Raw genomic sequence first — 24,646 nt, forward strand, 5'->3', positions numbered from 1 at the left:
TCAATTACTGCTGCATTGCACCAACGTCACCTAAAAATCGCTATAATTCCATCATAGTCTAGTGATTGTGTTGGAATTAACCTGAAAGTGTCTTATGAGTTTAAATAAAGTATCCGCCGGCCGTGATTTGCCAAACGATTTTAATGTGATCATCGAGATTCCTATGAATGCGGATCCGATTAAATATGAAGTAGATAAAGAAAGCGGCGCGATTTTTGTTGATCGCTTTATGGGTACGGCGATGCACTATCCATGCAACTACGGCTATGTACCAAATACAATTTCTGGCGATGGTGATCCAGTTGACGTATTGGTCATTACACCATTTCCATTGATCCCAGGCGTCGTTGTACGTTGCCGTCCTATCGGCATTTTGAATATGCATGACGAAGCAGGTGCAGACGGTAAAGTTTTAGCAGTACCTATCGACAAAATTTTACCTATCTACCAACACTGGCAAAAACCAGAAGATTTGAACATTCTGCGTTTGAATCAGATCCAGCATTTCTTTGAACATTACAAAGATTTAGAGCCAGGTAAGTGGGTCAAGATCGATGGTTGGGGTGGTACAGATGACGCCCGTGCAGAGATTTTGAATGGTGTCGAAAACTACAAAAAATCTTTGCTTAGTTAGTATTTAATTGTCGAAAAATTAATGCAAAAAGAACTGTAGATGTTGTTTAACCTAAAGAAATTTAGTATGTGACCGTGAAGGCTGATCCTACTACATCATCTAAACGATAGTAGTTAAAAACGACCCACTTGCGTTTGCAGCTGGGTCGTTTTTGATTGTGTTTTTTGAATATTTAAAATCTCAATATGCATATTTTCCATTGTTGCCTTGTTGGTGTATAGTTAATGCATTTGTGTTTGCGTTGGTACTATTTAAAGATTGAAAGCGTCATTGAGTGTTTAGAGTTTTTATCGAGATGCCGTGACAATTAATTATTTTAATGGGATTGAGTTGTTGTGAAAAAAACAAAAAAAGATGCCGTAATTTATACATTTCTTGTTTTATTGATTACGATTTCGGTATATTTTTTAGTTTCTTTTATTTTAAAGCCTGTGCCAGCCACTGTATTTGATAGGGGGGATTTTAGTAATTATTTTAATGGTAAAAAAGCAAGAGTTATTATTTATGGAACTAGTTGGTGTAGATCATGTGCGGCTGCACGTGATTATTTGAAAAGTAAGCATGTCGATTTTATTGATTACGATATTGATTACTCCGACGATGCGAAAAGTCAATATTTAGAATTGGGAGGCAAGACTGTCCCATTGTTGTTGATCGGAAATCGGCGCCTAAGAGGCTTTAATCCAAAAATGGTTAAAGATGCTCTTGCTCAACTGCCTCAGGATGATCAAGTTGGTACATCCAACTAATCACTTACTAAGACGATTTGTATATCGCACTGAACGTACTCAATAAAATATTTCAATTCACTATGTAAAACTCTAGTTTAAACTGCTGCATGGATTGCTGGGGCAAATATGCTTCCCGCACAAATTTTGATTGTGTATTTTAAATTCCAATATTTACATGCTAATTTAGTAGTTTTATAGTAAAATAATTTATTGGTAAGTTTTTTGTTGCCAATAATAGAGCTAATTTCAATATTATATTTCTCGTTGATTGCTAATTTTTGGCGATTTATTGCAATTAATAGTTAATTGTTAATGAGTTGTATCATTATTTTTCAAATGGAAATTCTAAAAGTATTGATTAGTGCTAATTTTAACTTTTGTTAATTGGAGTGGAATATGGAAAAGACATCTATAAAGAAAAAAGCATTGGCAGCGATAGCTGTATTGTCGTTTTTGAGTGCAGGTATGGCGATTGCACAGCCAAAATCTCAGGAAGAGTGTGTAGCTGCTGCAGAGAATTGTTATGATACTTGGTATATGCCGAATTGGGGATGTGATGCCTTGTACCGTGAATGCAGGAAAACTTGGTACTAGTAAAAAATGGGAGGTTCACGTAACCTCCTTTTCGTTGCGTCATACTTTAACATTAAATCAATGAATAATATAAAGACTAGGAATGCCAAACAAATTTTTTTTGAAATGTCGACATCATCATGGGGCTTTTTCTTGGTAATTGGCTTTCCAATTTTAAATGCGTTTATTTACTGTATTTATATTAATATTGTGGATATTGAATGGGTCAATTATTCGATACTTATACAAAGTTATGATCCACAAACAGCAAAGAGAATATTGGCGAGAGTTTTAGATCACAGTAATCTCTTTCACTTTGGTAAGATGGCGTTTTGGCCAGTAGTATTGTGTCAATTGAAGATATTGTTGATAGCGATATTTACTGTTGCAATTGCTCAATTTTTCAACTCCAGAATTGAAGCAAAAAGGCTTTTTTTAATGAGTTTATGGTCGCACATCACGCTCTTGGTGGGTATGTTGTTGAGTCTTGCCGTTCTTGTGACTGCAAATTCTCCAGTCAGAATCTATTTGAAAGATTTGGATCCAATTTCATGGAATAGCCTCCTTAAATTAAAGGGTGACGGTGCCCTGCAGTTCTTTACTTCGTTTGAAGGGCCTATTGTATTTGTAAATATTTTTATATTGGCTTATTTATTTAAGCGTCAATCAAACTTAGAAGATATAAATGTAACTGCTCATATTGGGTGGATAAGGAGTATTCTGTTTGCAGCTATTCCATATTTTATTTTCATGAGTATGGAATATTATCTTTTTGGTGTTGCGTTTTCAGGATGAAAGTTTTAGGTAGAGAATGAAGAAGCTTGCGATTGTGCTAGTTTTATTTTTGATTGTTAGCATCACTACTTTTTTTGTTAAAAATAAGTCGATAACAGGCGTTAAACATCAAACCAATAAAGTAGAGCAAGGTGCTATTAGCAGCTCTTTTTATACTGCGGGTACTTTAGCCTATCGCAATCAAGCGCGCCTTTCTGCCGAGCTGGTTGCTAAAGTCACGCATATTTATGTGCAAGAAGGGCAGGCGGTAGAGCAAGGGCAGGAGTTGATTAAGTTAGATGACTCCACTGTCAAGGCTGAGATTTCGCAAATGGAAGCTCAGGTTGCGCGCGGTGATATTGAGATACGTCGCGCCAAGAACGACGTGGAACAAAGGCAAACTGAGTGGCAGCGCCAAAATGAGTTAACTGCGCGGGGGATGGTTAGTAAACAAGCGCTTGACATAGCTTTGAATGCTTTGGATAACGCGAGATTTCAACTCGAATCGAATGAAAAAAATGCGCTACAAAATGTCGCCGCATTATTGCAAAAACAAAAGCTCTTAGAAAAAACCATTATCCGATCTCCGATTCAGGGCGTGGTGATTGCGATACCGATTAAGGTTGGCGAGACGGCGGTCGCTAGCGCTGTGAGTTTGGCAGGCTCTAGTTTAATGACGATAGCCGATCCAAGTAGCATGGTGGTCGAAGCGCAAATCGCGGAATTTGATATAGCGCGTATTAAATTGGGGCAACTTGCTGCGATGACGACCAGAGCTGTACCAAATGAAACTTTCAAGGGAAAAGTGACGCGTATCGCACGTAGTGTCAATAACGACAGCAAAACGGCCAGCGACAATAAAACGGTACGAACGGTCGCTGTGCAAATTGAATTAGCGAATAGTCATCCGCAATTTGTGTCGGGCATGAGTTGTGATCTCTCATTGATTGAGGGCGCGCAAGCGAAGACTTTGTTGATTCCACTCACCGCGCTGCGAGTCGATGAAATCAATACCGATAGTTTTTCGGGCGCTAAACGACGAGATTATTATGTATGGCAAGTTAAAAATGGTCGCGTGGTAAAACAGATGCTAGAGATTGGCTACGCCGATGAGCATAGGCAAGAAGTGCGCAAAGGCTTAGCCTTGGGCGATGAAATCATTAGTGGACCCGCCGCCCTCTTGGAGAAGTTGCGTGACGGTCAAGCATTGCCAGAAGTCGATGTTCGATGAAAGTATCATCGCACGGTTTTACACTCGGAAACTAGACCATGCTGGTTAGTGTATGGGATATGTTTGTGCAGGCATGGACACAGATTCGCGCCCATCTGGGGCGTAGTTTGCTGACCGCCTTGGGCATTATTATTTCTATCACCGGCGTTATTGCCATTACGGGCGTGATGCTGGGATTGGAGTTGATGGTTAATCGTCAATTGACATCGCTGGGCTCTGAGTTAGTGATGGTGCAAGCGAGTGGTGGTGCGAAATTGGGGCGGCGCGAATGGGATGCGCTAAGCTCTCAAGTAGCTGGCATAAAGTCCTTAGTAGCGAGTCAGCAGATTGCTTCACGTCATAATGTCACCGGTGACGAGATCGCTGTACGTTATGGGAAACTGAGAAAAAATGTCAGCGTCGCTTCGGCCTCGATGTTGCTTCCACAACTGTATCAAGTTCTTCCGCTACAAGGTCGTTTTATCCAGGCAAGTGATGAAGGCGCGCACCACCGCGTTTGTGTGATTAGTGAAGATTTGATTGTGGCATTAGGATTGCCCCAAAGCCCCATAGGAGTAAAACTCGGTTTTGCGCATTTTTCTTTGGAGATTGTGGGCGTACTGCCGCCTGTTAAAAAAGGAGGCCCACGGCAGTTGGTGCAGATGTACATCCCTTTTGGCCTTGCTCAAGAATTAGAAAGTAACACAAGGACATTGAGCTTCGCTTTCACTTTGAAAGATCCAAATCAACATCAATCTGTTATCCGACAGGTGAGACAAGTCTTGAGGATATCCTTAGCACGCGCACCGAATGAACAAGATGGTTTTACTATACAAGATGCAGGACAATTACGCGCTGCGAATGATGAAATCATACAAATGATTTCGATCGTTTTGATCTTGTTAGTGTCGATTTCTATGTTGGTCGGTGCTATTGGCATTATGAATGTGATGCTGGTGGCGGTGACGCAGCGGACTCGCGAGATCGGTGTTTTACGTGCGCTGGGTGCGACTAAATGGCATATACGGCTACAATTTTTGATCGAGGCTAGTAGTATTTCTGGTCTGGGAGCCATGGTCGGTCTGGTGTTGGGGGTCTCGCTCGCTAATATTTTTGTCAAACTCACTTTTGAAGATGTTAACCGTATCGTGCTGCCGCTTTGGCCTATGTTGTCTGGGGTTGGTATCGCACTCTTGGTGGGTGTACTGGCGGGTGCGTGGCCTGCCATGCGTGCCGCACAACTTGATCCGATTGAGGCGCTTGCGGCGGAATAATGAATGAAATTTCAAATGAATCAGGCGCAAAAATGGCGTGTTTTTTAGCGTGTTTCTCTCTCGAAATTTAAGGTGAATAGGTAATGTTCGCTTTTTTTGATTTATTTCAGCAAGCGATGACGCAGATTCGCGTTTATGCTCTGCGTAGCGCACTAACTGCATTGGGCATCGTGATTGCCGTGACGGGCTTGGTGACGATCGCGGCGGTGGTGCAAGGTCTGGATAAAGGCGTCAATCAGGTCTTATCGCAATTGGGTTCGGATTTGGTGCTGATTGACGGTAATTATATGAAAGACCGTGTCTTGCAGCGCCCAATGTCAAAGCAGGAATGGCAGAAGCTGAGTGCGCAACTGGTTAATGTTAGCCCGGTAGTCGCTACCAGTAAACTGGATGTATCCGACCTGGCTTATCGTGGCAAAAAATCAGAAGTTACAGTGTTGGCCGCCTCTTATTTTCATCCGCAGTTGTATCAGCAATTTCCCACGCAAGGTCGATTCTTGATGGAGAGCGATGAGACCTCCAGGCTCAGAGTCTGTGTAATCAGTGAGCACCTGATTGCAGAATTGGGTTTGCCGCAGATGGCCTTGGGCAGCGTGATTATTTTGGGGACTTTTTCACTCAAAGTGATCGGTGTGGTACCAGGAAATGGCGACGCTGGACAAGGTCTGCGACAAATTGGTGATGTGTATGTGCCATTCTCGGTCGCAGAAGAATTGATGGGACAAGAGCGTCGTTACGCTTTTGGATTTCGGGTATCCGATCAATCACAAATGACCTCTGTCCTCTCGGAGGTCAAGCGCATCTTGCACCAGTCTTTAAAAACACCCGATGGTGAGGCGGAAGATTTTTTGATTGAGAGTAGTGATCAAATTCGAGATTCGGCCTTGCTATTGGAAAAAGCGATTTCAAAAGTCTTTTTTGCGATTGTTGCGATCTCTTTGGTGGTGGGTGGTGTAGGAGTGATGAATGTGATGCTGGTATCGGTTACCGAGCGCACACGTGAAATTGGTATCTTGATGGCTTTAGGTGCGAGCAAACAAACTATACGCTGGCAGTTTCTATTGGAAGCGATTCTGTTATCGGTGATGGGCGCCATCGTTGGTGTCTTATTGGGTAGCGCTCTAGCGCATGTTGTGGTGCGCTATATTCCTAAGGCAAGTACGCCTTCAGTGCCATTGTGGGCGATTGTATCAGCCGTCGGCGTATCAGTCTTAGTTGCATTAGTTTCCGGCGCCCTTCCCGCCGCTCGCGCTGCCGAACTTGACCCCGTCGTCGCTTTATCGAAAGAATAAAATGAGTTTTTCTGATGTTGCAAATCTGGGTGATCAGCCTTTGATTCAATTTCAAGCCATCTCGCGCCACTATCAAATGGGTGGTGAAGTGATTCATGCGCTTGATAAAATTGATTTGTCGGTCAAACGCAATGAATACATGGCTTTTATCGGCGCCTCTGGCTCAGGTAAGTCCACCATGATGAATATTTTGGGGTGCTTGGATACACCTAGTAGTGGTCAGTATTTATTGAACGGTAAAGACGTAGCGCATCTCTCGGACGTGGAGCTGGCACGCACACGCAATCAAGAAATCGGCTTCATTTTTCAAAGTTTCAATTTATTGACGAGAGCCAGCGCGTTACAAAATGTGATGCAACCTCTGGTTTATCGTGGTATCCGCCCAGCGGAACGTAAACGTCGGGCGTTATTGGCGCTGGAGCGTGTTGGTTTGGCTAATCGGGTTGATCATTTGCCTAATCAACTCTCGGGTGGGCAGAGGCAAAGAGTCGCAATCGCTAGGGCCTTGTGTGGCGAACCCTCTATTTTGTTGGCGGATGAACCGACTGGTAATTTGGACAGCACGACCACGACAGATATTATGAGTTTATTTGATGCTTTACACGCTGAAGGTCATACTTTGATTCTAGTTACGCATGAGGCGGAAATTGCCGCGCACTGTCAGCGGACTGTACGACTAAGTGATGGGCGTATTCTTAGTGATATGTCGAAATAAATCGTTCAATTCAACGCGACTTAAAAGCTAACACTGCCAAGATTGCCGCAATAATAAAACTACCCCAACCCAACCAAAATAAATTGCTCTTATGTGCAAAAGGGCTTGCTGTGGATGTAGTGCTGCTTTCTCTGCTTGCTGAAGATTGACGTCGTGCACGTTTTTCTGCTGCCAAAAACTTATTCAATGCTAGCGCCATTTCGGCGGCGTTTTTATAGCGGCGATGCGTTTTCTTTTGCATTGCCTTCATAACGATGTGTGCCAGTTTTTCTGGTACGTCTGGATTGAGTAAGGCAGGTGATTTTGGAGTTTTGTGTGTGATGTTGTAAAGCAATTTATCGAAATCAGACGCCGAAAAAGGCTTTTGTCCGGTCAGCATCTCGTACATCACTGCGCCAAGAGAATAAACGTCTGTTAATGCTGTTACTGGTTGACTCAAGGCCTGTTCAGGGGACATATAGTTAGGTGTACCCATAATCGTACCTTTGAATAGGGTCTGCGGTTGACCGCTATCATCTAATACGCGATTGGGTACGCGTGCGATGCCAAAATCCACAACCTTTGGCTGATTGTTTTCGACAATAAAAATATTCGCTGGCTTGATATCTCGGTGAATTACCCCTTGATTGTGGGCAAATGCTAAAGCGTTCGCGATCTTATAGACGATGCTAGCAGTTTCAATTACATCAAAGCGTTTGCCGCTTGCCATCAATTCCCGCAGATCTTTGCCTTGTAAAAACTCCATCGCAATAAAAGTCGTTCCACCTTCGGTGGATGCGTCATAAATCGTGACGATATTGGGATGAGAAAGGCGTCCGGCAGCACGAGCTTCATTGATAAACTGTTGTTCACGTTGTTTTTTGTCAGTCGCACCAACCGGATTGTTCAAAATTTTAATGGCGACTGCGCGATCGATAATCGGATCGTGCCCGAGTAAGACATTGCCATTGGAACCACTGCCCAGCTTATCAGTCACAGTGAAGCGACCGATTCTACGCATCGATGTTTTGCCAGAATTGGCAGCGTTATTGGCTGGTGCATTTTGAATCATACTGAGGACAACCTTGAATTAGATAAATCTCACCATCGGCTTGAGATGGTTTTTTTGCATTTGCACATTCTAATGGATTTGTTTGAGACGCATGTGAATCTGCCCATGCTTTCCTCGAATTTGTTGCAAATTGTCTCGCTTGGCATCAAGAGGTGCGCTGATACCACGTAGTTATTTTGCGATTTTTTCTTGCGATTTGTAAGGCGTGTGCTCCTCTAATTCGTCAATATAGTTTTCGATTCCGCCTTGTTCACGTTGCAGAAAGTGTGCAACGGCGTCAGCAAAGGCGGTTTCATTTAGTAAGTGCGTTGAATAGGTTTTGTGCGGCAAAAAGCCTCGTGCCATTTTATGTTCGCCTTGAGCACCACCTTCAAATGTTTGGATTTTGTTGGCAATACAAAATTCTAGGGCTTGGTAATAGGCTGTTTCAAAATGCAGGCAGGGCAGACTACGTAGGCATCCCCAATAACGTCCGTAAAGTGTATGGTCATCGTGGACAAAAAGGGCGGCAGCAATTCTCTCGCCTTGTAAGTTGGCAATAATTAGATATAAATTATTTGGCATGCCCTTGCCAATACGAAGAAAAAAATCGTGATTGAGGTAGGGCGTCGAATGGTGTTCGGCATACGTTTGATCGTAGCATTGTTTAAAGAATGCCCAATCGGATTCCGTGATTTCATTACCTCGCAAATGGATGAATGTCACGCCCGCTTCTTGAACTTTGCGCCTTTCGGCACGAATGTTTTTACGTTTCTTTGCTTCTAGAGTACTTAGGAAATGGTCAAAATCGGTAAAATTTCGATTGGTCCAATGAAATTGCACACCTTGGCGTAACAAAAAACCAGCGTCCTGCAATACGCTGATTTCTTTGTCGTTGGGGAATAGGATATGGCAAGAGGAATGCAGGCCAGTTCTCGTTAAATCTATTAAATGTCTTAATAAAACTTGTCGTGTATCATTGCTTCGGCTGAGCAGGCGTTGACCTTGAACTGGGGTGAATGGAATGGCCGACAAGAGTTTTGGATAATACGCCAAGCCATGCTGATGATAGGCATTGGCCCACGCCCAGTCGAACACATATTCTCCGTAAGAATGAGTTTTCTCATACAAGGGCATCGCCGCGACCAGTGATTCACCTTCCCACACACTTATGAAGCGTGGCGTCCAGCCCGTCGTCGGCGATGCAGATCCAGATTCATGCAATGCGTTCAGGAAAGCATAGGATAAGAATGGATTGGCTTGTTCTTGCACGCTGAGTAAATCGTCCCAGTTTTCTTGTCCAATTTCCGATAGAGAATCGACTAGACGCATGCGATAATGTGGGACTTCAGAATTCATAGCTCATGGCCTTAAATCTTATGACTGTAAAAGTTGCTATTGCTCAGATGAACAGCATCGTCGGTGATCTCGCTGGCAATTCTCGACAAATTCTTGACTATGTATCTCGCGCTGCGTCGCAAGCGGCCGATATCGTCGTGACGCCGGAGCTGTCCTTGGTTGGCTATCCACCCGAGGATTTGCTACTGCGAGCTGCGTTTTATCAGCAAACTGCCATTGCCCTACAAGATCTAGCGCAAGATCTCCAGCAATTTAAGGATGTTCATGTCTTGGTCGGACATCCGCTATTACAGGAACAGCGGCACTATAACGCGATTTCGGTTTTGTTGAACGGCAGCATCACGCACACGTATTTAAAACATGCTTTACCGAACGATGCAGTGTTTGATGAGAAGCGCTATTTCGCGACTGGCGATGATGCGGTCGTGTTTGAGGTTAAAGGCACAAAATTTGGTATCAATATTTGTGAGGATGTTTGGAATGGTGACGCCCCACAAATGGCGAGAGCCGCTGGTGCACAAGTTTTGTTAGTACCAAATGCATCGCCGTTTCACATGAATAAAAGCGATTTTCGCATTGAAGTCATGCGCCAAAACATCAGCGCGCTCGGCATGAGTCTTGTCTATGCAAATTTGTTGGGCGGTCAGGATGAATTGATTTTTGATGGTAATTCTTTCGTGTTAGATCAAGAAGGACAAGTTTGCGCGCAATTAAAGCACTGCGAAGCCGATTTACAGATTGTTGATTTTATCGATGGCGTGCCACAAGCCGCTGTTGTGGCACAGACTTTACCTGTCGAAACACAGATTTATCGTGCTCTGGTGTTGGGCGTGCGTGACTACGTGACGAAAAACGGTTTTCCTAGTGTTTTAATTGGTTTTTCGGGCGGGGTTGATTCTGCTTTGACCTTGGCGATTGCCGTTGATGCATTGGGCGCAGAAAAAGTGCGTGCCGTGATGATGCCTTCACCGTACACGGCAGATATTTCTTGGTTAGATTCTCGTGAGATGGTTAAACGTATCGGTGTACATTACGACGAGATTTCTATTAACGAGTGTTTTAGTGCATTCAAAAATACCTTGAGTCAGGAGTTTGCGGGCTTAAAAGAGGATACGACAGAGGAAAATATTCAGGCACGCATACGCGGCACGATGTTGATGGCGATGTCGAATAAATATGGCTCTATCGTTTTGACAACTGGCAATAAGAGTGAAATGGCAGTCGGGTACTGCACATTGTATGGCGATATGGCGGGCGGTTTTGCCGTCATTAAAGACGTTGCCAAAACCATGGTGTATCGTCTTTGTGCGTATAGAAATTCGATTGGTGATGTGATCCCTGAACGCATTATTACGCGTCCACCATCAGCAGAATTACGTCCGGATCAAAAGGATCAAGATTCCTTACCGCCGTATGATATTCTCGATGGCATTATGCAACGCTACATGGAAGAAAATCAGTCACGAGCTGAAATTATTGCAGCCGGTTACAGCGAAGCCGATGTAGAGCGCATCACGCGTTTGATTAAAATTAATGAATATAAACGACGTCAGGCTCCAGTCGGTATTCGGATTACACACCGGGCTTTTGGACGTGATTGGCGCTATCCGATAACGTCGAAATTCCGAGATTAAAATATCAGTAAATCAGTGAGGAAAACATGAAACAAATTACAGCAATAATCAAACCATTTAAACTCGACGAAGTCCGTGAAGGCTTGGCCGATGTGGGTGTAACCGGATTGACGGTCACCGAAGTTAAAGGTTTTGGTCGCCAAAAAGGGCACACGGAGTTGTACCGTGGCGCTGAATATGTGGTTGATTTTTTACCTAAAATTAAGGTGGAAGTGGTGGTCGACGACAAGGTCTGTGATGATGTGGTCGATGCGATCATTAAGGCCGCCCACACTGGCAAAATTGGTGATGGCAAGATTTTTGTGCAGAATGTGGAACAAGTGATTCGTATTCGCACTGGCGAAACGGGACCGGAAGCCGTATAACTTTTTAATTTGGTTGTTTGAAAAAGCACGCATCAAGAAGTTGATGCGTGCTTTTTTTGATTTCAGGATGCACGCAATAAGACGATCAAGGCACCAGAGCCACCATCAGCGGCGGTCGCCTGGCTAAAGGCGATGACTTCGTCTTTTTGAATTAACCAATTGCGAACTTTGTTCTTTAATACTGGTTCTTTATTAATTGAACCTAAGCCTTTACCGTGGATGATTCGTACACAGCGAAAACCACTGCGAATGCACTTTCGCAAAAATTCACCGAGACTATCGCGGGCTTGGTCGCGGCGCATGCCGTGTAAATCAAGTTGGGCTTGAATCACCCATTCGCCTTTACGCAATTTTTTCGCTACATCAATGCCGACACCAATGCGCGTGTAGCTAAGATTGTCGTCTGATTCGAGTAAGGTTCCAGCATCAAACTCGTCTGATAAAGATTCTTGCAAGGCCTTTTGCTCGTCTTCAATGTGCTTGAAGGGCAGCGGCTGTGGCTTCTTTGGAATGGGATGAAATTTTTCTGGTTGCTTTAAGACTTGAACGTCGCCGATGCTGCTGCGAAAAATATTCGCTTCAATAGCGGCCTGTTTTTCCCGCGCTAGACGTTCTGCTTCCGCTTTTGCACGCTGCTCTTGTTGCGCTTTGAGCTGCTTACCAACTTGTTGTAGGTCAGCAAAAGATTTCATTGATGAGGCCATGATGATGTTTGCTGAAAAAAGATTTAAAAACTTTTACCGCAGAGGGGCAGGGGGCAAAGCGTTTTCTCAATACGTCTTTGCGCCCTCTGCAATTCGATTCTTATTCTTCCAAGAAGCGCTGCGCATCTAGCGCTGCCATACAGCCAGTACCCGCACTGGTAATTGCTTGGCGATAGATATGATCTTGTACGTCGCCAGCAGCAAATACGCCAGGAATGTTTGTGGCGGTCGCCATCCCTTCATTGCCCATCTTGGTGATGATGTAACCGTTTTTCATTTCCAGTTGGCCTTCAAAGATGCTGGTGTTTGGCTTGTGACCAATAGCGATGAACACACCATGTAAAGGCACCGCCGTAACGGCACCTTCAGCCGATTTAATATTAATGCCAGTCACGCCAGATGCATCGCCTGTGACTTCATCCAAAGTGTGATTCCATTTGACTTCAATTTTGCCTTCGGCGACTTTCGCCATCAAGCGGTCAATTAAAATTGCCTCCGCACGGAATTTGTCGCGGCGATGAATAACAGTCACTTTGCTAGCAATATTTGATAAATACAAAGCCTCTTCCACAGCAGTGTTACCGCCTCCAACGACAGCGACTTCTTTGCCTCGATAGAAGAAACCATCGCAGGTAGCGCATGCGGAGACACCTTTGCCCATGAAGGCTTCTTCGGAAGGCAAGCCCAGATACTGCGCGGAAGCACCAGTGGCGATAATCAATGAATCGCAAGTGTATTCAGCTTGATCACCGATTAAGCGGATCGGCTTTTCTGTCAGCTTGGCCGTGTGGATGTAGTCAAAAATAATTTCAGTATTAAAGCGCTCTGCATGCTCTAAAAAGCGTTGCATCAACTCTGGACCTTGCACGCCGTTTGGGTCGGCCGGCCAGTTTTCCACATCGGTAGTGGTCATCAATTGACCACCTTGTTCTACGCCGGTAATCAAGACTGGATTTAAATTGGCGCGTGCTGCGTAAACCGCGGCGGAGTATCCCGCAGGGCCCGAGCCGAGAATCAAAACATGAGCGTGCTTGGTTGATTTAGGAGTAGACATAGTGGTTCCGATGAGTGTGGTCGTAAGTAAACAAGTTCGATGTGTTCAATCCTTGATTGGATCGACTAAGATGCGCATTATCCCAGATTTGTGCCGAATTGACTTTGTTCAAGTCAAGGAGTGTCATTTATGCAAATCTATTGATTTTGTCCCTTGTTAAATTTTGTACCTGTCGATTCAGTCCATCTTTGCTGATTCTTTTCCCGTAAAATGCAGACTCTACTTTTTAGAAATTATAAATCACCATGCAAATTTCAAAATTTCGTCGTTTTTCACTTGCGCTCTTAGTCTCGATGCTGTGTTTTTCCGGCGTAACGGCAAGTGCTCAGCAGGTTTTGCGTGTTTCTGCAATTCCAGATGAAGCACCGACCGAATTACAACGCAAGTTTAAGCCCTTGGGTGAATACTTAGAGAAGAAGTTGGGAATGAAAGTGGAATTCACACCTGTCACTGACTATGCTGCATCGGTCGAAGGCCTCACTAAAGGCAAACTTGATATGGTGTGGTTTGGTGGTTTTACTTTTGTGCAGGCAAAGATTCGCAGTAAAGACCAAGTGATTCCTTTGGTGCAGCGTGAAGAGGACGAGAAATTTAAATCCGTATTTATTACGACGAATCCCGCAATCAATAAATTAGAAGACTTAAAAGGTAAAACGTTTAGTTTTGGCTCGGAATCGTCGACTTCAGGACACTTAATGCCGCGCTCATTTTTGCTTAATGCCAAAGTCAATCCAGATACCGACATGAAACGCATTGCTTTTTCTGGTGCGCACGATGCAACCGTAGCCGCGGTTTCGGGCGGTAAAGTCGATGCTGGTGCACTGAATATCTCAGTGTGGGAAAAGTTAGTGAGTCAAAATAAAGTCGATCCTAAGCAAGTGCGCGTGTTCTATACAACGCCAGGCTACTTTGATTACAACTGGACGGTGCGCAGTGATATGCCCGCTGAGTTGCGTAAGAAAATCAGCGATGCTTTTTTAAGTTTGGATAGCACTAATCCGAAGGACAAAGAGATTTTGGATTTGCAAAGAACTTTGCGTTTTATTCCAACCAAGGCCGACAACTATAAAGCGATTGAAGTCGCTGCGCAGCAGGCAGGGTTGTTGAAATAATGTCAGAGTTGGTTTTACCAAATGGCGTGCCTTACTTACTGCAATTAGATCAGGTGTCGGTGCGTCATTTGGCGTCAGCGCCTGATGCCGAGCCAGCCTTGAATTCGATTCATCTGCGGGTAAGCGTGGGTGAACAGATCGCGATTATCGGCCCATCTGGTGCAGGTAAAACGACTTTGCTACACACCATGGCAGCTGCGATACAGCCATGTGGTGGTGTGCTCCATTTCATGGGGAAGTCGATGTGGAGTTTGGCACATCGCGAACGCCATGCGCTGCGTCGGCACCTATTTTTGGCACCACAGACGCCACCTTTGCCAAGCCGTCAGCGAGTTGTTACTTCCGTGTTAGCGGGGCGTTTGCCTGCTTGGAGTTTGTGGCAAGCGATTCGTAATCTGATTAAGCCTGTCGATCCCGCTTTAGCATGGCAGGCTTTATCGCGTTTTCAATTACAAGATAAATTGTATGCGCGGGTGGATCGCTTATCCGGTGGTGAGCGCCAGCGTTGTGCTTTGGCACGCTTATTGGTGTCTGATGCTAGTTTGTTGATCGTTGATGAACCCTTGTCGGCTTTAGATCCTAGCTTGGCGCTACAGACTTTGCAGGTCCTACAGCAAGAGGCGCAGCAAGCGAACGCGACCTTGATTTGTAGCCTGCATCAAGTGGAACTGGCACGCGCAAACTTTCAGCGCATTATCGGCCTACGTGATGGACAAGTGATGTTTGATTCGGGCGATGGCAAGTCAGTCACCGACGTGATGATTGCGGCTTTGTATGAAAATGCAGTCAGTGCTGAATCTGGTAATAATGCTATCGATATCACGAACACGGATGCGACCATCATTGAGCATGTACGGTGTTTTTGATGCCGCTGCTTTCTTCATCTACCCAACTTTCTCAATCGACTTCATCCACAAACGATGTAGCTCGACATGTCATGCCAAGTGACCCAGCTTGGCGAAGCCGTGTCACATTGACGATGCTTGGTTTGGTCTTGCTATGGCCGATGTTGGTGTATTCAGAATTTGAACCTTGGATTTTGCTTGATCAACAAAGTTTGCAAGCAAGTTGGCGTTTTGTTTTAAATTTTTTTCCTCCCGAGCTTTCGGCTGATTTTTTAAAGATCGTGCTAGTTGCGACTTGGCAGACGATCGCGATTGCCACCGCTGGCCTCGTCTTGGCATTGTTACTCGCGATACCTGCGGCCTTCATTATTTCTGAACATTTATCGATTTCGCGCATTGGGCGTTCGCAGACGCGTGTGTCATCTCGACTGATTCGGCAAATCGTGCGTTGGATTTTGGTGATTTTACGTAGCGTGCCCGAGTTGGTTTGGGCCTTGCTATTTGTTCGCATTGTCGGCTTAGGAGCAACTGCGGGCGTACTCGCGATAGCCCTGACCTACGCTGGCATGCTGGGCAAGGTTTATGCAGAAATTTTGGAAAGCAGCGATGCCCATGCGAGCGATACTTTATTGCGTAATGGGAGCAGCCGCTTGTCCGCTTTCTTATTTGGTTCTTTGCCGAATGCCTTGCCGGAACTAACGTCGTACACAATTTATCGATGGGAATGTGCGATTCGTGGTTCCGTGGTGATGGGTTTTGTCGGTGCTGGCGGTTTGGGGCAGCGTATGGATGAATCCTTAAAAATGTTGGCCGGTGCAGAAGTCTCGACTATTTTATGTGTTTTCGTTGTATTGGTTGCTGCAGCTGATTTACTTAGCCATGTCGCTCGAAAGAGTTTGAATCGATGAGATTACGATCAACGCATTCAACAACCACCATGCCAGTAGCACCTCCCGTGTGGACGGCGACGCGTGCACTGGTTCTTACCGGTGTATTGTTGTTGGTCGTCACCAGCTTTTGGAGTTTGCAATTGGAATGGCGCGCTCTGTTTACGCAGGATGCGCTTAGTAATGCTGGTGAATTCTTAAGCGGATTCGCATCGCCAGATTTGAGTGCATCGATGTTAGCCAAAGTTGGGCATGCGGCAATAGAGACTTTGTCGATGTCAGCTTTAGGTACATTGATCGCGGCAGTGCTGGGTTTGTTGCTCGCGTTGCCGGCGAGTGGGCGTTTTGGGAAGACCCTCAAATTAGTTACAGGATTATTCTTGAATGTGGCACGTTCTATTCCTGAGTTAGTGTGGGCGTCAATGATGTTGATTGCCGCTGGCTTGGGACCGTTTGCCGGTACCATCGCTTTGGCTGCGCATACCACGGGTGTATTTGGACGTTTGTTCGCTGAAAGTTTAGACAATAGCCCTCCAGAAATCGAAGCGAGCCTGCGAATCAATGGCGCATCTGCCACACAAGCATTTCTTTACAGTCGCTTACCACAAGCTTTACCGCAGATGTTGTCTTATACCTTGTATCGTTGGGAAAATAACATCCGTGCTGCTGCTATTTTGGGCGTGGTTGGTGCGGGTGGCATTGGGCAAATGATGAAATATCATTTGTCATTATTTCAGATGTCGAGTGCGGCTACGGTGATATTGGCAATGTTGTTGTTGGTCGCCGCTGTTGATGCCTTGAGCTTTTCATTACGTCGTTGGCTAGTCCGTTAATTGAATTTATTCTTATATTTGACGCGAGTTTCGTCATTGTCTTTGTTCGTTTTGTCGAAAAAAACTATTCGGCGCTAGGGAGACGACGTACTTTCCCGCTAAGGACGCTCGCGCTTTGTTACAATGCTGAGCAATTATTCGTATTTCTATTGAATCTAAAGTGAAAATCATGAAAAGCTCATTGACCTTATTGACTAGTTTAGCCACGACGATAGTGACTACTTGTTTTGCAATTTCGGCATCCACTGCGGCTATCGCTCAAGAAAAGACGGCACCACCGCCACCAAAACTGGAAAAGCTAGAAGAAGGTCCAGAGTCTGATATTAAATTAATTAAGCCAGAGAGCAATAAGTTAAAAACCGTTGAACGTAAAGACAACGGCAAAGTCACTGAAGTCCAGGTTCGTACTGGCAAAAGCACCTACACGGTGAAACCAAATAATGCGCCGAAAGGCACCCCAGAAGGTGATGCTAATCGCGCAGCGCAATGGAAAGTGATGGAGTTTGGCGGTAAGAAAGAGACAAAAGAAGTCGAATCTTTGCCAGTGTTGTCACCAGGTCCGTATTCCACCTCAAAGACTGGTTCTACCAAATCAGTCGCGCCTCCAGCAGCGAAAGCTGCATCGACACCTGCTTCTGCAACAGCAGCAAGCGCAGCGTCGGCATCGATGCCGGCAGAGAAAAAATAAGGGAAACTCGAATAATCGAAACTTCTTCACTATGCCTTGTTGCGGGAAAACTGTGATACCAGCTTCGCTTAGTTTAGTGCTTTGAATTATTCGAGACACCTATCATTCATAGTGGATAGACATGGCTGTATTTACATCGGTAACTCTGGAAGACCTGACTCCTTGGATGAAGCAATTTCCGCTCGGTAAGGCATTAAACATTCGAGGGATTGCATCAGGAATAGAAAACAGTAACTTTTTTATTGATACAGAACAGGGTGAATATGTTCTGACGATTTTCGAAAATTTAAATTTCGAACAATTGCCGTTTTATTTGAAACTGATGCGCCATTTAGCTGATCGAGGTGTTTTAGTACCAGCACCGATCGCTAATGTGGACGGTGAATTATGCGTTGCATTGCACGGCAAACCAGCCGCTATCGTGAGTAAGTTAAACGGTAGTTCGCAAATGGAACCACAGGCGGTGCATTGCGCTGAAGTCGGTGCGATGCTGGCCCGTATGCATTTGATTGGTCGAGATTTCACGATTCATCAGGCTAACTTGCGTTCGTTGGATTGGTGGCAAACGACCGTGCCTAAGGTTTTGTCATTTTTGTCGGATACGAATCGACAGTTGATGCAGGATGAGATTGCTTTTCAATCCGCATTTGCATTGACACCCACTTACAAAGCATTAGCAACAGGTCCGGTACATGCAGATTTGTTTCGTAATAATGTGATGTTTGATGGCGAGCAGTTGACGGGTTTTTTTGATTTTTACTTTGCTGGTTGCGACACTTGGTTGTTTGATGTTGCGGTGACGATCAATGATTGGTGTATTGATCTGGCTAGTGGTGAACTAGACTTGACACGTGTGAATGCCATGTTAAACGCCTATCATGCCGTGCGTCCTTTCACCTTAGAGGAATCGCAAGCGTGGCAGCCAATGTTGCGTGCTGCGGCTTTCCGTTTTTGGTTATCGCGTGTTTATGACTTTTATCAACCGCGAGATGCCGAAATGTTAACGCCGCATGATCCTACGCATTTCGAACGGATTTTACGTTTGCGCGTTTCGCAGCCGACCCCAGCTTTACCGCAGATGTAAAAATATAGATTTGACATCCAAATATCGATTTAACAGAAAAGACCGATGAATACACCGATGCCCAAAGCGGGCTTGCAATGGATACAGTTAGGTTTTCAGACATTTAGAAAACATCCATTCGAATTACTGTTTATGTTTTTTGGTTTGATCTTTTTTAATCTTGGTTTGAGTCTCGTGCCTTACTTGGGTAGTTTTTTGCCTTTTATATTTGGACCTGTATTGGGCATGGGTATCATGCACGCATGCAGAGATATCGATCAATCCAAGCCGATCACAACTGGCTCGCTATTAATCGCATTTCGCTCTCCAGCGCTTAAGCCGCTATTGGTTTTAGGTTGTTTGTACACGATGGCTTTAGTTGGCTCGCTCGCTTGCTCGATACCTGTCGATGATGGCGCACTTTGGAATTACCTTACGGATCCATCGAAAGCAGATCAAAAAGCCTTAGTGAAATCCAATATTGGATGGGGCATGTTGACCTTTTTCACTGTTTACACGCCAGCAGCAATGGGTTTTTGGTTTGGCGCACCATTGGTTATGTGGCATGGAATGGGCGTGGCGAAGGCTATTTTCTATAGCTTCTTTGCGGTCTGGCGCGCACGTAAAGCATTTATGGTCTACTTATTGGCGTGGTGCGGTATTTTGAGTTTTGTTGCTTTATTGGTGGCTTTGAGTGGCGGTGTGCTTGGTGTGCTGATGCTGCCTGTGATGTTAACGATTTCTTTGGTGATGTATTGCACTTTTTACTTTAGTTATACGGCTGTGTTTAGTCGTGACGAGCTTGTGTAAGAAATAGCAATGTTTGGTTTATGCGTACGAAAATGCCGGAGATAATCCGGCATTTTTTAGCGGTATGGCGTTCGTTTGCTCATTAATTTACCAGAACTTATTCTGTTACTTCTATTTTTTCGTGCTCAGATGCGAGTGTCAGATCTTCAATAATTTCATAGCTGTGTGACATCTCTGCAGTTTTGCCAAGCATGATCGACGCTGAACAATATTTGTCATGCGAGAGCGCAATTGCACGTTCAACCAAGTTGGGTTTGAGATTGCGACCAGTCACAACGAAGTGAAAATGAATTTTTGTGAATACTTTAGGCTCGGTTTCAGCGCGATCCGCGCTTAGCTTCACTTCACAGCCACGCACATCTTGTTTGCCTTTGCGCAAAATTAAGACGACATCATAGGCTGAGCAGCCACCAGCTCCGAGCAACACCATTTCCATCGGGCGTGGTGCTAGATTATGCCCGCCGCCTTCGACTGCGCCATCCATCAATACGGCATGACCCGATCCAGTCGTTGCTAAAAAACTCATGCCGGAAGTCCCGGTCCAAGCTACATTAACTTCCATGTTGTTCTCCTTTACTTTGGCATTTATACAAACTTGCTTATTGTAACTGAGTAAAGACGACTCTTGTTTCTACGTCAAACTTATGGACTGTTTTTAGTTTCTTGCCCGTAAAATTGAGAAATAGTACGAAATATGCTACTTGCAGTAGCGAATTTCAGTACTTTCTAGATAGCACTAAGTTTCTCTGGCATAAGACGAATCATTCACCTACTATGCAATTTCGATTTCGTGTAAGTTCGGTTTTGATCTCTTCACGCATCTCCTCCGTCACTCCAAGTGACTTATTCCCGAAGCCAAGTCTTCGGGTTTTTTTTGTCTTAAAACGCAGATTAGCGAAAAGTAGATGTTGATTTTGAAGCGATATTCACAGAATTATCTGCCTAGTTTTGCCTAAAACTTAAACAGTGCTTGCACTAAGTCTTTGAAAATACTATAATTTCTGACTCTCTGTTCGCCCAAGAGAGAATTTAACAAGGGAGCGTCTGCTAGAAGTGATTGGCAGAACCACCGAAATCAGGGTGTTTTTAATATTTTTATTTAGGATTCAACATGAAAACCTTTTCCGCTAAGGGCCATGAGGTTCAGCGCGACTGGTTCGTGATTGACGCGACAGACAAAGTTCTCGGACGTGTTGCCAGCGAAGTGGCACTCCGTTTACGCGGCAAGCATAAACCAGAATTTACTCCACACGTCGACACGGGCGATTTCATCGTCGTAGTTAATGCAGCTAAACTGCGCGTGACTGGTACTAAAGCTCTGAACAAGATTTACTATCGTCATACTGGATACCCAGGTGGTATCTACGAAACGAACTTCCAAAAAATGCAAGCTCGCTTCCCAGGCCGTGCGTTAGAGAAGGCTGTTAAAGGCATGTTGCCTAAAGGCCCACTCGGTTACGCAATGATCAAGAAGTTGAAAGTGTACGCAGATGCAACGCATCCGCATGCAGCTCAGCAACCACAAGTACTCGACATCTAAGGAATAGCCATGATCGGTAATTACAACTACGGAACTGGCCGTCGCAAGAGCGCAGTTGCTCGCGTATTCCTGAAAACAGGTAGCGGCAAGATTGTTGTCAACGGCAAACCAGCTGACGAATATTTCTCTCGTAAAACTGGCTTGATGGTTATCCGTCAACCACTCGAGTTGACTAATCACCTCGAAACATTCGACATCATGATCAATGTACACGGTGGTGGTGAATCTGGCCAATACGGCGCGGTTCGTCACGGTATCACACGTGCTTTGATCGACTACGATGCAACTTTGAAATCTGAATTGTCCAAAGCTGGCTTCGTTACTCGTGATGCTCGTGAAGTTGAACGTAAAAAAGTTGGTTTGCGCAAAGCACGTCGCGCAAAGCAATTCTCCAAGCGTTAATTTGCTTTTTGCAAATTTTTTTGCTGGAACAAAAAACCGCCAAATGTTGGCGGTTTTTTTTCGCCCTGAATTTATCCTGATAGCGTTAATGCAGTTCAGCTATGCTCGAAAGGCGGGGATGTCATCTTTGCGCAGACAGAGTTCCGGTGTCTTTAGGCTTTTGTGCCTCTGCGGCAAAAGACTTTAAATCCCTTTTGATGATGTCAACAGAAACAATTGTCTATTGGGAAATCTAGCTTCGACTGCTAGAATGCACGCATAATTTTTTAATGGCACCAGCTTTCGTTTAGGACAGTCAAAATGATTAAAATCGGTATCGTAGGTGGAACAGGTTATACAGGCGTCGAGTTGTTGAGAATTCTCGCCACCCATCCGCAAGCAAAATTGACCGCCATTACTTCGCGTAAAGAAGATGGTGTGCCTGTGGCGCAGATGTATCCCTCCCTACGTGGTCGTGTTGATTTGGCATTCTCTTCGCCAGATAAAGCTAACTTGAACGAATGTGATGTGGTGTTCTTCGCGACGCCGCACGGCGTAGCAATGGCGCAGGCACCAGAACTTTTAGCCAATGGTGTGAAGGTGATTGATCTGGCAGCGGACTTCCGTATGCAAGATGTGGCGCAGTTTGAAAAATGGTATGGCATGGAACATAGCTGCAAAGACTTATTGTCTGAAGCTGTGTACGGCTTGCCAGAGCTAAATCGCGACAAAATTAAGAGCGCCCGTTTGATCGGTAATCCTGGTTGCTATCCAACTACCATGCAACTTGGTTTCGCACCATTGTTGAAGGCTGGTGTGATTGACGCAGGTAATTTGATTGCTGATTGTAAATCCGGTGTTTCCGGTGCGGGTCGTAAGGCAGAAATTGGAATTTTGTTTTCAGAAACGAGTGACAGTTTCAAAGCATACGGTGTGGCTGGACATCGCCATACTCCCGAGACTATTGAGCAATTGCAAGGTCTGACACAAGATAAAGTCGAACTTCTATTTACCCCCCATTTGGTGCCTATGATTCGTGGTATGCATTCCACCTTATATGCGCAATTGACACAAGATATCAGCAATGAGGCATTACAAGCTCTGTTTGAAGATGCCTACAAAGACGAGCAATTTGTTGATGTGATGCCTTTTGGTTCGCATCCAGAAACGCGTTCGACTCGCGCTTCGAATATGCTACGTATCGCTTTGCATCGCCCGGGAAATGGAAAGCATGTTGTGATTTTGGTAGTGCAGGATAATTTGGTAAAAGGGGCTTCCGGTCAAGCAGTGCAGTGTATGAATATTATGTTTGGTTTGGATGAGTCGACTGGCTTACAGCATGTGCCAGTGAACCCATAAGCTAACTATGCCAATTTCTAAATTTTTTCGTCGGCGTATTACGGCGTCAAAGATGACCATCAGTCAGCATTTGCCGTGGCCGATTAAATTTGCTTTGTTTGCGGTGGTGATTGGTGTTGGTGGTGCGATCGCGATGTGGACTTATGATATGGGACGTAGTTTTGCCTTTGGTCCTAAATTTTCGCCTGAGCAGATGACAGCTCTTCAAGATAAAGTCGCGAGCTTAACCGCAGAGCGCGATAAGTTGCTGGCGACTGCCGCAACCATCGAAAGTCAACAAAATATAGAAAAATCCATCCAAAAACAGTTAACTGATCAAGTCAATATTTTGACGGCAGAAAATAATAAGATCAAAGACGACTTAGCTTTTTTTGAAAGTTTGATGCCTTCAGCAAATCGTCCGCAAGGGATTACTTTGCAAAAGTCAAAAATTGAAATGGCAGCACCGAATCAGTTACGTTACCGTAGTCTGGTGATGCAAGGTGGCAAGGCAATTCGTGAATTTTCGGGTGAAATGCATATCAGCTTGACACTAGTTCAAGACGGTAAACCTGTTATGATGGAATTCCCTGATCCTAAATCAGGAGAGGCGGCAAAGTTAAAACTCTCGTTTAAGCACTATCAAAGACTTGAGGGGCAAATCACTTTGCCAGAAGGCGCAATAGTAAAATCAGCACAAATGACAGTTCTCGAAAAAGGCGAACTACGGGCTAAGCAATCGCTTAGTCTGTCGGCGCAGTAGTCTTACTTCTGACCTGTAGTCAAGTAAGAGTATGATTTTATTAAACACTGTCAATATTCTAAAAAGATAGAGGAGTTTGCATGTTTAATCGTAAGAATAAGAGCACCATCGATAGTTTGATTGGTTCTAGTACCAGCATAGAAGGCGATGTCCACTTTAAAGGTGGATTAAGAATTGATGGTCATGTCAAAGGGAATGTCATTGCCGAGGCAGGTACTGCCAGTATTTTGGTAATTTCTGAGCAAGCCGTCATAGACGGAGAAGTACGTGCTGGACATGTCGTGGTTAATGGTGTGATTAATGGCCCTGTGTTCTCTACTGAATTGATTGAGTTGCAGAGTCGGGCCAGAATTTCAGGTGATGTAGTCTATAAGGCATTAGAAATGATGAATGGTGCCTTAGTTTCTGGAAAACTTGCGCACGATCAAAATGTTGAGCCAGTTTTGAAGTTGGCTGCGTCCAACTAGGATTATGATTAAGGTCTATAATAGCAGTCTGATTTGAACTAACCAGCAGGAGTCGATTATGAACGCTGTTACCGATATGCCATCCCCAATTATTTTCACTGATAGTGCTGCAGAAAAAGTAGCACAATTGATTGAAGAAGAAGGCAACCCAGATTTGAAATTACGTGTGTTCGTACAGGGCGGTGGATGCTCTGGTTTTCAATACGGATTTACGTTTGATGAAGTGACGAATGAAGATGACACTATTATGCATAAGAATGGTGTGCAGTTATTAGTCGACGCGATGAGCTATCAGTATTTGGTGGGCGCAGAAATCGATTATAAAGATGATTTGGAAGGCGCACAGTTTGTGATTAAGAATCCGAACGCACAATCGACCTGTGGTTGTGGATCATCCTTTTCTGCATAAAGTCGTTCTCGACTGCATAAAAAAAGACGCTGCGGCGTCTCAGACTGCTGACAAACCCCAAAAGGCCTCGCCAAGTGCGAGGCCTTTTGGTTTAATAGCGGCATGCTAAAAACACCGACACCTTTCCAACACGAATTAGAAATGGTCACCTTGGAACAACT

General features: G+C 44.7%; 28 protein-coding genes. 23 read left to right on the top strand and 5 right to left on the bottom strand.

The window, feature by feature from the left end; all coding sequences use genetic code 11:
* The first annotated feature begins 94 nt into the window (after positions 1-94).
* The 8 genes from ppa to H8K52_RS14945 all read left to right on the top strand — a co-directional run bounded on the left by ppa (position 95) and on the right by H8K52_RS14945 (position 7,203).
* Positions 95-634 carry an inorganic diphosphatase gene (ppa, locus tag H8K52_RS14910; RefSeq protein ID WP_186923706.1) on the top strand — a complete coding sequence of 180 codons (540 nt, stop codon included), beginning with the start codon at positions 95-97 and terminating at the stop codon, positions 632-634.
* Between the two features lie 335 nt (positions 635-969).
* The gene (locus H8K52_RS21620) at positions 970-1,383 is read left to right on the top strand and encodes a glutaredoxin domain-containing protein (protein ID WP_186923707.1); all 414 of its coding nucleotides are present in this window, start codon (positions 970-972) and stop codon (positions 1,381-1,383) included.
* Positions 1,384-1,761: 378 nt separating this feature from the next.
* Positions 1,762-1,959, top strand: coding sequence for a hypothetical protein (locus H8K52_RS14920; protein ID WP_186923708.1), 198 nt, complete (start codon positions 1,762-1,764; stop codon positions 1,957-1,959).
* Between the two features lie 60 nt (positions 1,960-2,019).
* On the top strand, positions 2,020-2,733 hold the full coding sequence (locus tag H8K52_RS14925) for a hypothetical protein (protein ID WP_186923709.1): 714 nt from the start codon (positions 2,020-2,022) through the stop codon (positions 2,731-2,733).
* A 16-nt stretch (positions 2,734-2,749) separates the two neighbouring features.
* Positions 2,750-3,943 carry an efflux RND transporter periplasmic adaptor subunit gene (locus tag H8K52_RS14930; protein WP_186923710.1) on the top strand — a complete coding sequence of 398 codons (1,194 nt, stop codon included), beginning with the start codon at positions 2,750-2,752 and terminating at the stop codon, positions 3,941-3,943.
* Positions 3,944-3,981: 38 nt separating this feature from the next.
* On the top strand, positions 3,982-5,196 hold the full coding sequence (locus H8K52_RS14935) for an ABC transporter permease (RefSeq protein ID WP_186923711.1): 1,215 nt from the start codon (positions 3,982-3,984) through the stop codon (positions 5,194-5,196).
* Positions 5,197-5,279: 83 nt separating this feature from the next.
* Positions 5,280-6,488, top strand: a complete 1,209-nt coding sequence (locus H8K52_RS14940; RefSeq protein ID WP_186923712.1) for an ABC transporter permease — start codon at positions 5,280-5,282, stop codon at positions 6,486-6,488.
* A gap of 1 nt (position 6,489) precedes the next feature.
* A complete protein-coding gene (locus H8K52_RS14945) occupies positions 6,490-7,203 on the top strand; it encodes an ABC transporter ATP-binding protein (protein WP_186923713.1) in 714 nt (237 codons plus the stop codon).
* Positions 7,204-7,213: 10 nt separating this feature from the next.
* Here the strand turns inward: H8K52_RS14945 and H8K52_RS14950 are convergent, their stop codons facing one another.
* A complete protein-coding gene (locus H8K52_RS14950) occupies positions 7,214-8,254 on the bottom strand; it encodes a serine/threonine protein kinase (protein ID WP_186923714.1) in 1,041 nt (346 codons plus the stop codon).
* Positions 8,255-8,425: 171 nt separating this feature from the next.
* The gene (locus tag H8K52_RS14955) at positions 8,426-9,592 is read right to left on the bottom strand and encodes a GNAT family N-acetyltransferase (RefSeq protein WP_186923715.1); all 1,167 of its coding nucleotides are present in this window, start codon (positions 9,590-9,592) and stop codon (positions 8,426-8,428) included.
* Between the two features lie 20 nt (positions 9,593-9,612).
* On the opposite strand from H8K52_RS14955, the gene H8K52_RS14960 reads away from it, so the two are divergent.
* Positions 9,613-11,226, top strand: coding sequence for an NAD+ synthase (locus H8K52_RS14960; protein WP_186923738.1), 1,614 nt, complete (start codon positions 9,613-9,615; stop codon positions 11,224-11,226).
* Positions 11,227-11,252: 26 nt separating this feature from the next.
* Positions 11,253-11,591 carry a P-II family nitrogen regulator gene (locus tag H8K52_RS14965; RefSeq protein ID WP_186917665.1) on the top strand — a complete coding sequence of 113 codons (339 nt, stop codon included), beginning with the start codon at positions 11,253-11,255 and terminating at the stop codon, positions 11,589-11,591.
* Between the two features lie 62 nt (positions 11,592-11,653).
* Here H8K52_RS14965 and H8K52_RS14970 read toward each other — a convergent pair whose 3' ends face one another.
* Positions 11,654-12,295, bottom strand: coding sequence for a Smr/MutS family protein (locus tag H8K52_RS14970; RefSeq protein ID WP_186923716.1), 642 nt, complete (start codon positions 12,293-12,295; stop codon positions 11,654-11,656).
* Between the two features lie 100 nt (positions 12,296-12,395).
* The gene (gene trxB / locus H8K52_RS14975; protein ID WP_186923717.1) at positions 12,396-13,349 is read right to left on the bottom strand and encodes a thioredoxin-disulfide reductase; all 954 of its coding nucleotides are present in this window, start codon (positions 13,347-13,349) and stop codon (positions 12,396-12,398) included.
* A gap of 245 nt (positions 13,350-13,594) precedes the next feature.
* Here trxB and H8K52_RS14980 point away from each other — a divergent pair, with 245 nt between their 5' ends.
* From H8K52_RS14980 to H8K52_RS15010, 7 genes are all read left to right on the top strand, one after another.
* Complete coding sequence (locus H8K52_RS14980) at positions 13,595-14,461, top strand: putative selenate ABC transporter substrate-binding protein (protein WP_186923718.1); 867 nt, start codon at positions 13,595-13,597, stop codon at positions 14,459-14,461.
* Positions 14,461-15,327: a phosphonate ABC transporter ATP-binding protein gene (locus tag H8K52_RS14985; protein WP_186923719.1), complete on the top strand. Its 867-nt coding sequence runs from the start codon at positions 14,461-14,463 to the stop codon at positions 15,325-15,327. The genes H8K52_RS14980 and H8K52_RS14985 overlap by 1 nt, the downstream gene beginning before the upstream one ends.
* Positions 15,328-15,398: 71 nt before the next feature.
* Positions 15,399-16,214, top strand: a complete 816-nt coding sequence (locus H8K52_RS14990; protein ID WP_186923720.1) for a PhnE/PtxC family ABC transporter permease — start codon at positions 15,399-15,401, stop codon at positions 16,212-16,214.
* Positions 16,215-16,243: 29 nt separating this feature from the next.
* Positions 16,244-17,026, top strand: a complete 783-nt coding sequence (gene phnE, locus H8K52_RS14995; protein WP_186923721.1) for a phosphonate ABC transporter, permease protein PhnE — start codon at positions 16,244-16,246, stop codon at positions 17,024-17,026.
* A 169-nt stretch (positions 17,027-17,195) separates the two neighbouring features.
* On the top strand, positions 17,196-17,714 hold the full coding sequence (locus H8K52_RS15000; RefSeq protein WP_186923722.1) for a hypothetical protein: 519 nt from the start codon (positions 17,196-17,198) through the stop codon (positions 17,712-17,714).
* Positions 17,715-17,835: 121 nt separating this feature from the next.
* Positions 17,836-18,798: a homoserine kinase gene (locus H8K52_RS15005; RefSeq protein WP_186923723.1), complete on the top strand. Its 963-nt coding sequence runs from the start codon at positions 17,836-17,838 to the stop codon at positions 18,796-18,798.
* 45 nt (positions 18,799-18,843) lie between these two features.
* The gene (locus H8K52_RS15010) at positions 18,844-19,587 is read left to right on the top strand and encodes a BPSS1780 family membrane protein (RefSeq protein WP_186923724.1); all 744 of its coding nucleotides are present in this window, start codon (positions 18,844-18,846) and stop codon (positions 19,585-19,587) included.
* A gap of 97 nt (positions 19,588-19,684) precedes the next feature.
* On the opposite strand, the gene H8K52_RS15015 is transcribed toward H8K52_RS15010, so the two are convergent.
* Positions 19,685-20,149 (bottom strand): OsmC family protein, encoded by a 465-nt coding sequence (locus H8K52_RS15015; RefSeq protein WP_186923725.1) that lies wholly within the window; start codon positions 20,147-20,149, stop codon positions 19,685-19,687.
* 549 nt (positions 20,150-20,698) lie between these two features.
* Between H8K52_RS15015 and rplM the strand changes: the two genes are divergently transcribed.
* The 6 genes from rplM (at position 20,699) to erpA (ending at position 24,485) form a co-directional block, all read left to right on the top strand.
* Positions 20,699-21,127, top strand: a complete 429-nt coding sequence (rplM, locus tag H8K52_RS15020) for a 50S ribosomal protein L13 (RefSeq protein WP_186890749.1) — start codon at positions 20,699-20,701, stop codon at positions 21,125-21,127.
* A 9-nt stretch (positions 21,128-21,136) separates the two neighbouring features.
* Positions 21,137-21,529: a 30S ribosomal protein S9 gene (gene rpsI, locus H8K52_RS15025; RefSeq protein WP_186890750.1), complete on the top strand. Its 393-nt coding sequence runs from the start codon at positions 21,137-21,139 to the stop codon at positions 21,527-21,529.
* Between the two features lie 300 nt (positions 21,530-21,829).
* Positions 21,830-22,867, top strand: coding sequence for an N-acetyl-gamma-glutamyl-phosphate reductase (argC, locus tag H8K52_RS15030; protein ID WP_186923726.1), 1,038 nt, complete (start codon positions 21,830-21,832; stop codon positions 22,865-22,867).
* A 7-nt stretch (positions 22,868-22,874) separates the two neighbouring features.
* The gene (locus H8K52_RS15035; protein WP_186923727.1) at positions 22,875-23,609 is read left to right on the top strand and encodes a DUF6776 family protein; all 735 of its coding nucleotides are present in this window, start codon (positions 22,875-22,877) and stop codon (positions 23,607-23,609) included.
* A gap of 80 nt (positions 23,610-23,689) precedes the next feature.
* Entirely contained in the window at positions 23,690-24,076 is a 387-nt protein-coding gene (locus H8K52_RS15040) for a bactofilin family protein (protein ID WP_186923728.1), read from the top strand.
* Between the two features lie 58 nt (positions 24,077-24,134).
* The gene (erpA, locus tag H8K52_RS15045; protein ID WP_186923729.1) at positions 24,135-24,485 is read left to right on the top strand and encodes an iron-sulfur cluster insertion protein ErpA; all 351 of its coding nucleotides are present in this window, start codon (positions 24,135-24,137) and stop codon (positions 24,483-24,485) included.
* Positions 24,486-24,646 lie beyond the last annotated feature (161 nt).

The sequence above is a fragment of the Affinundibacterium seohonense genome, assembly GCF_014284305.1.
GTDB classification, from domain to species: domain Bacteria; phylum Pseudomonadota; class Gammaproteobacteria; order Burkholderiales; family Burkholderiaceae_D; genus Undibacterium; species Undibacterium seohonense.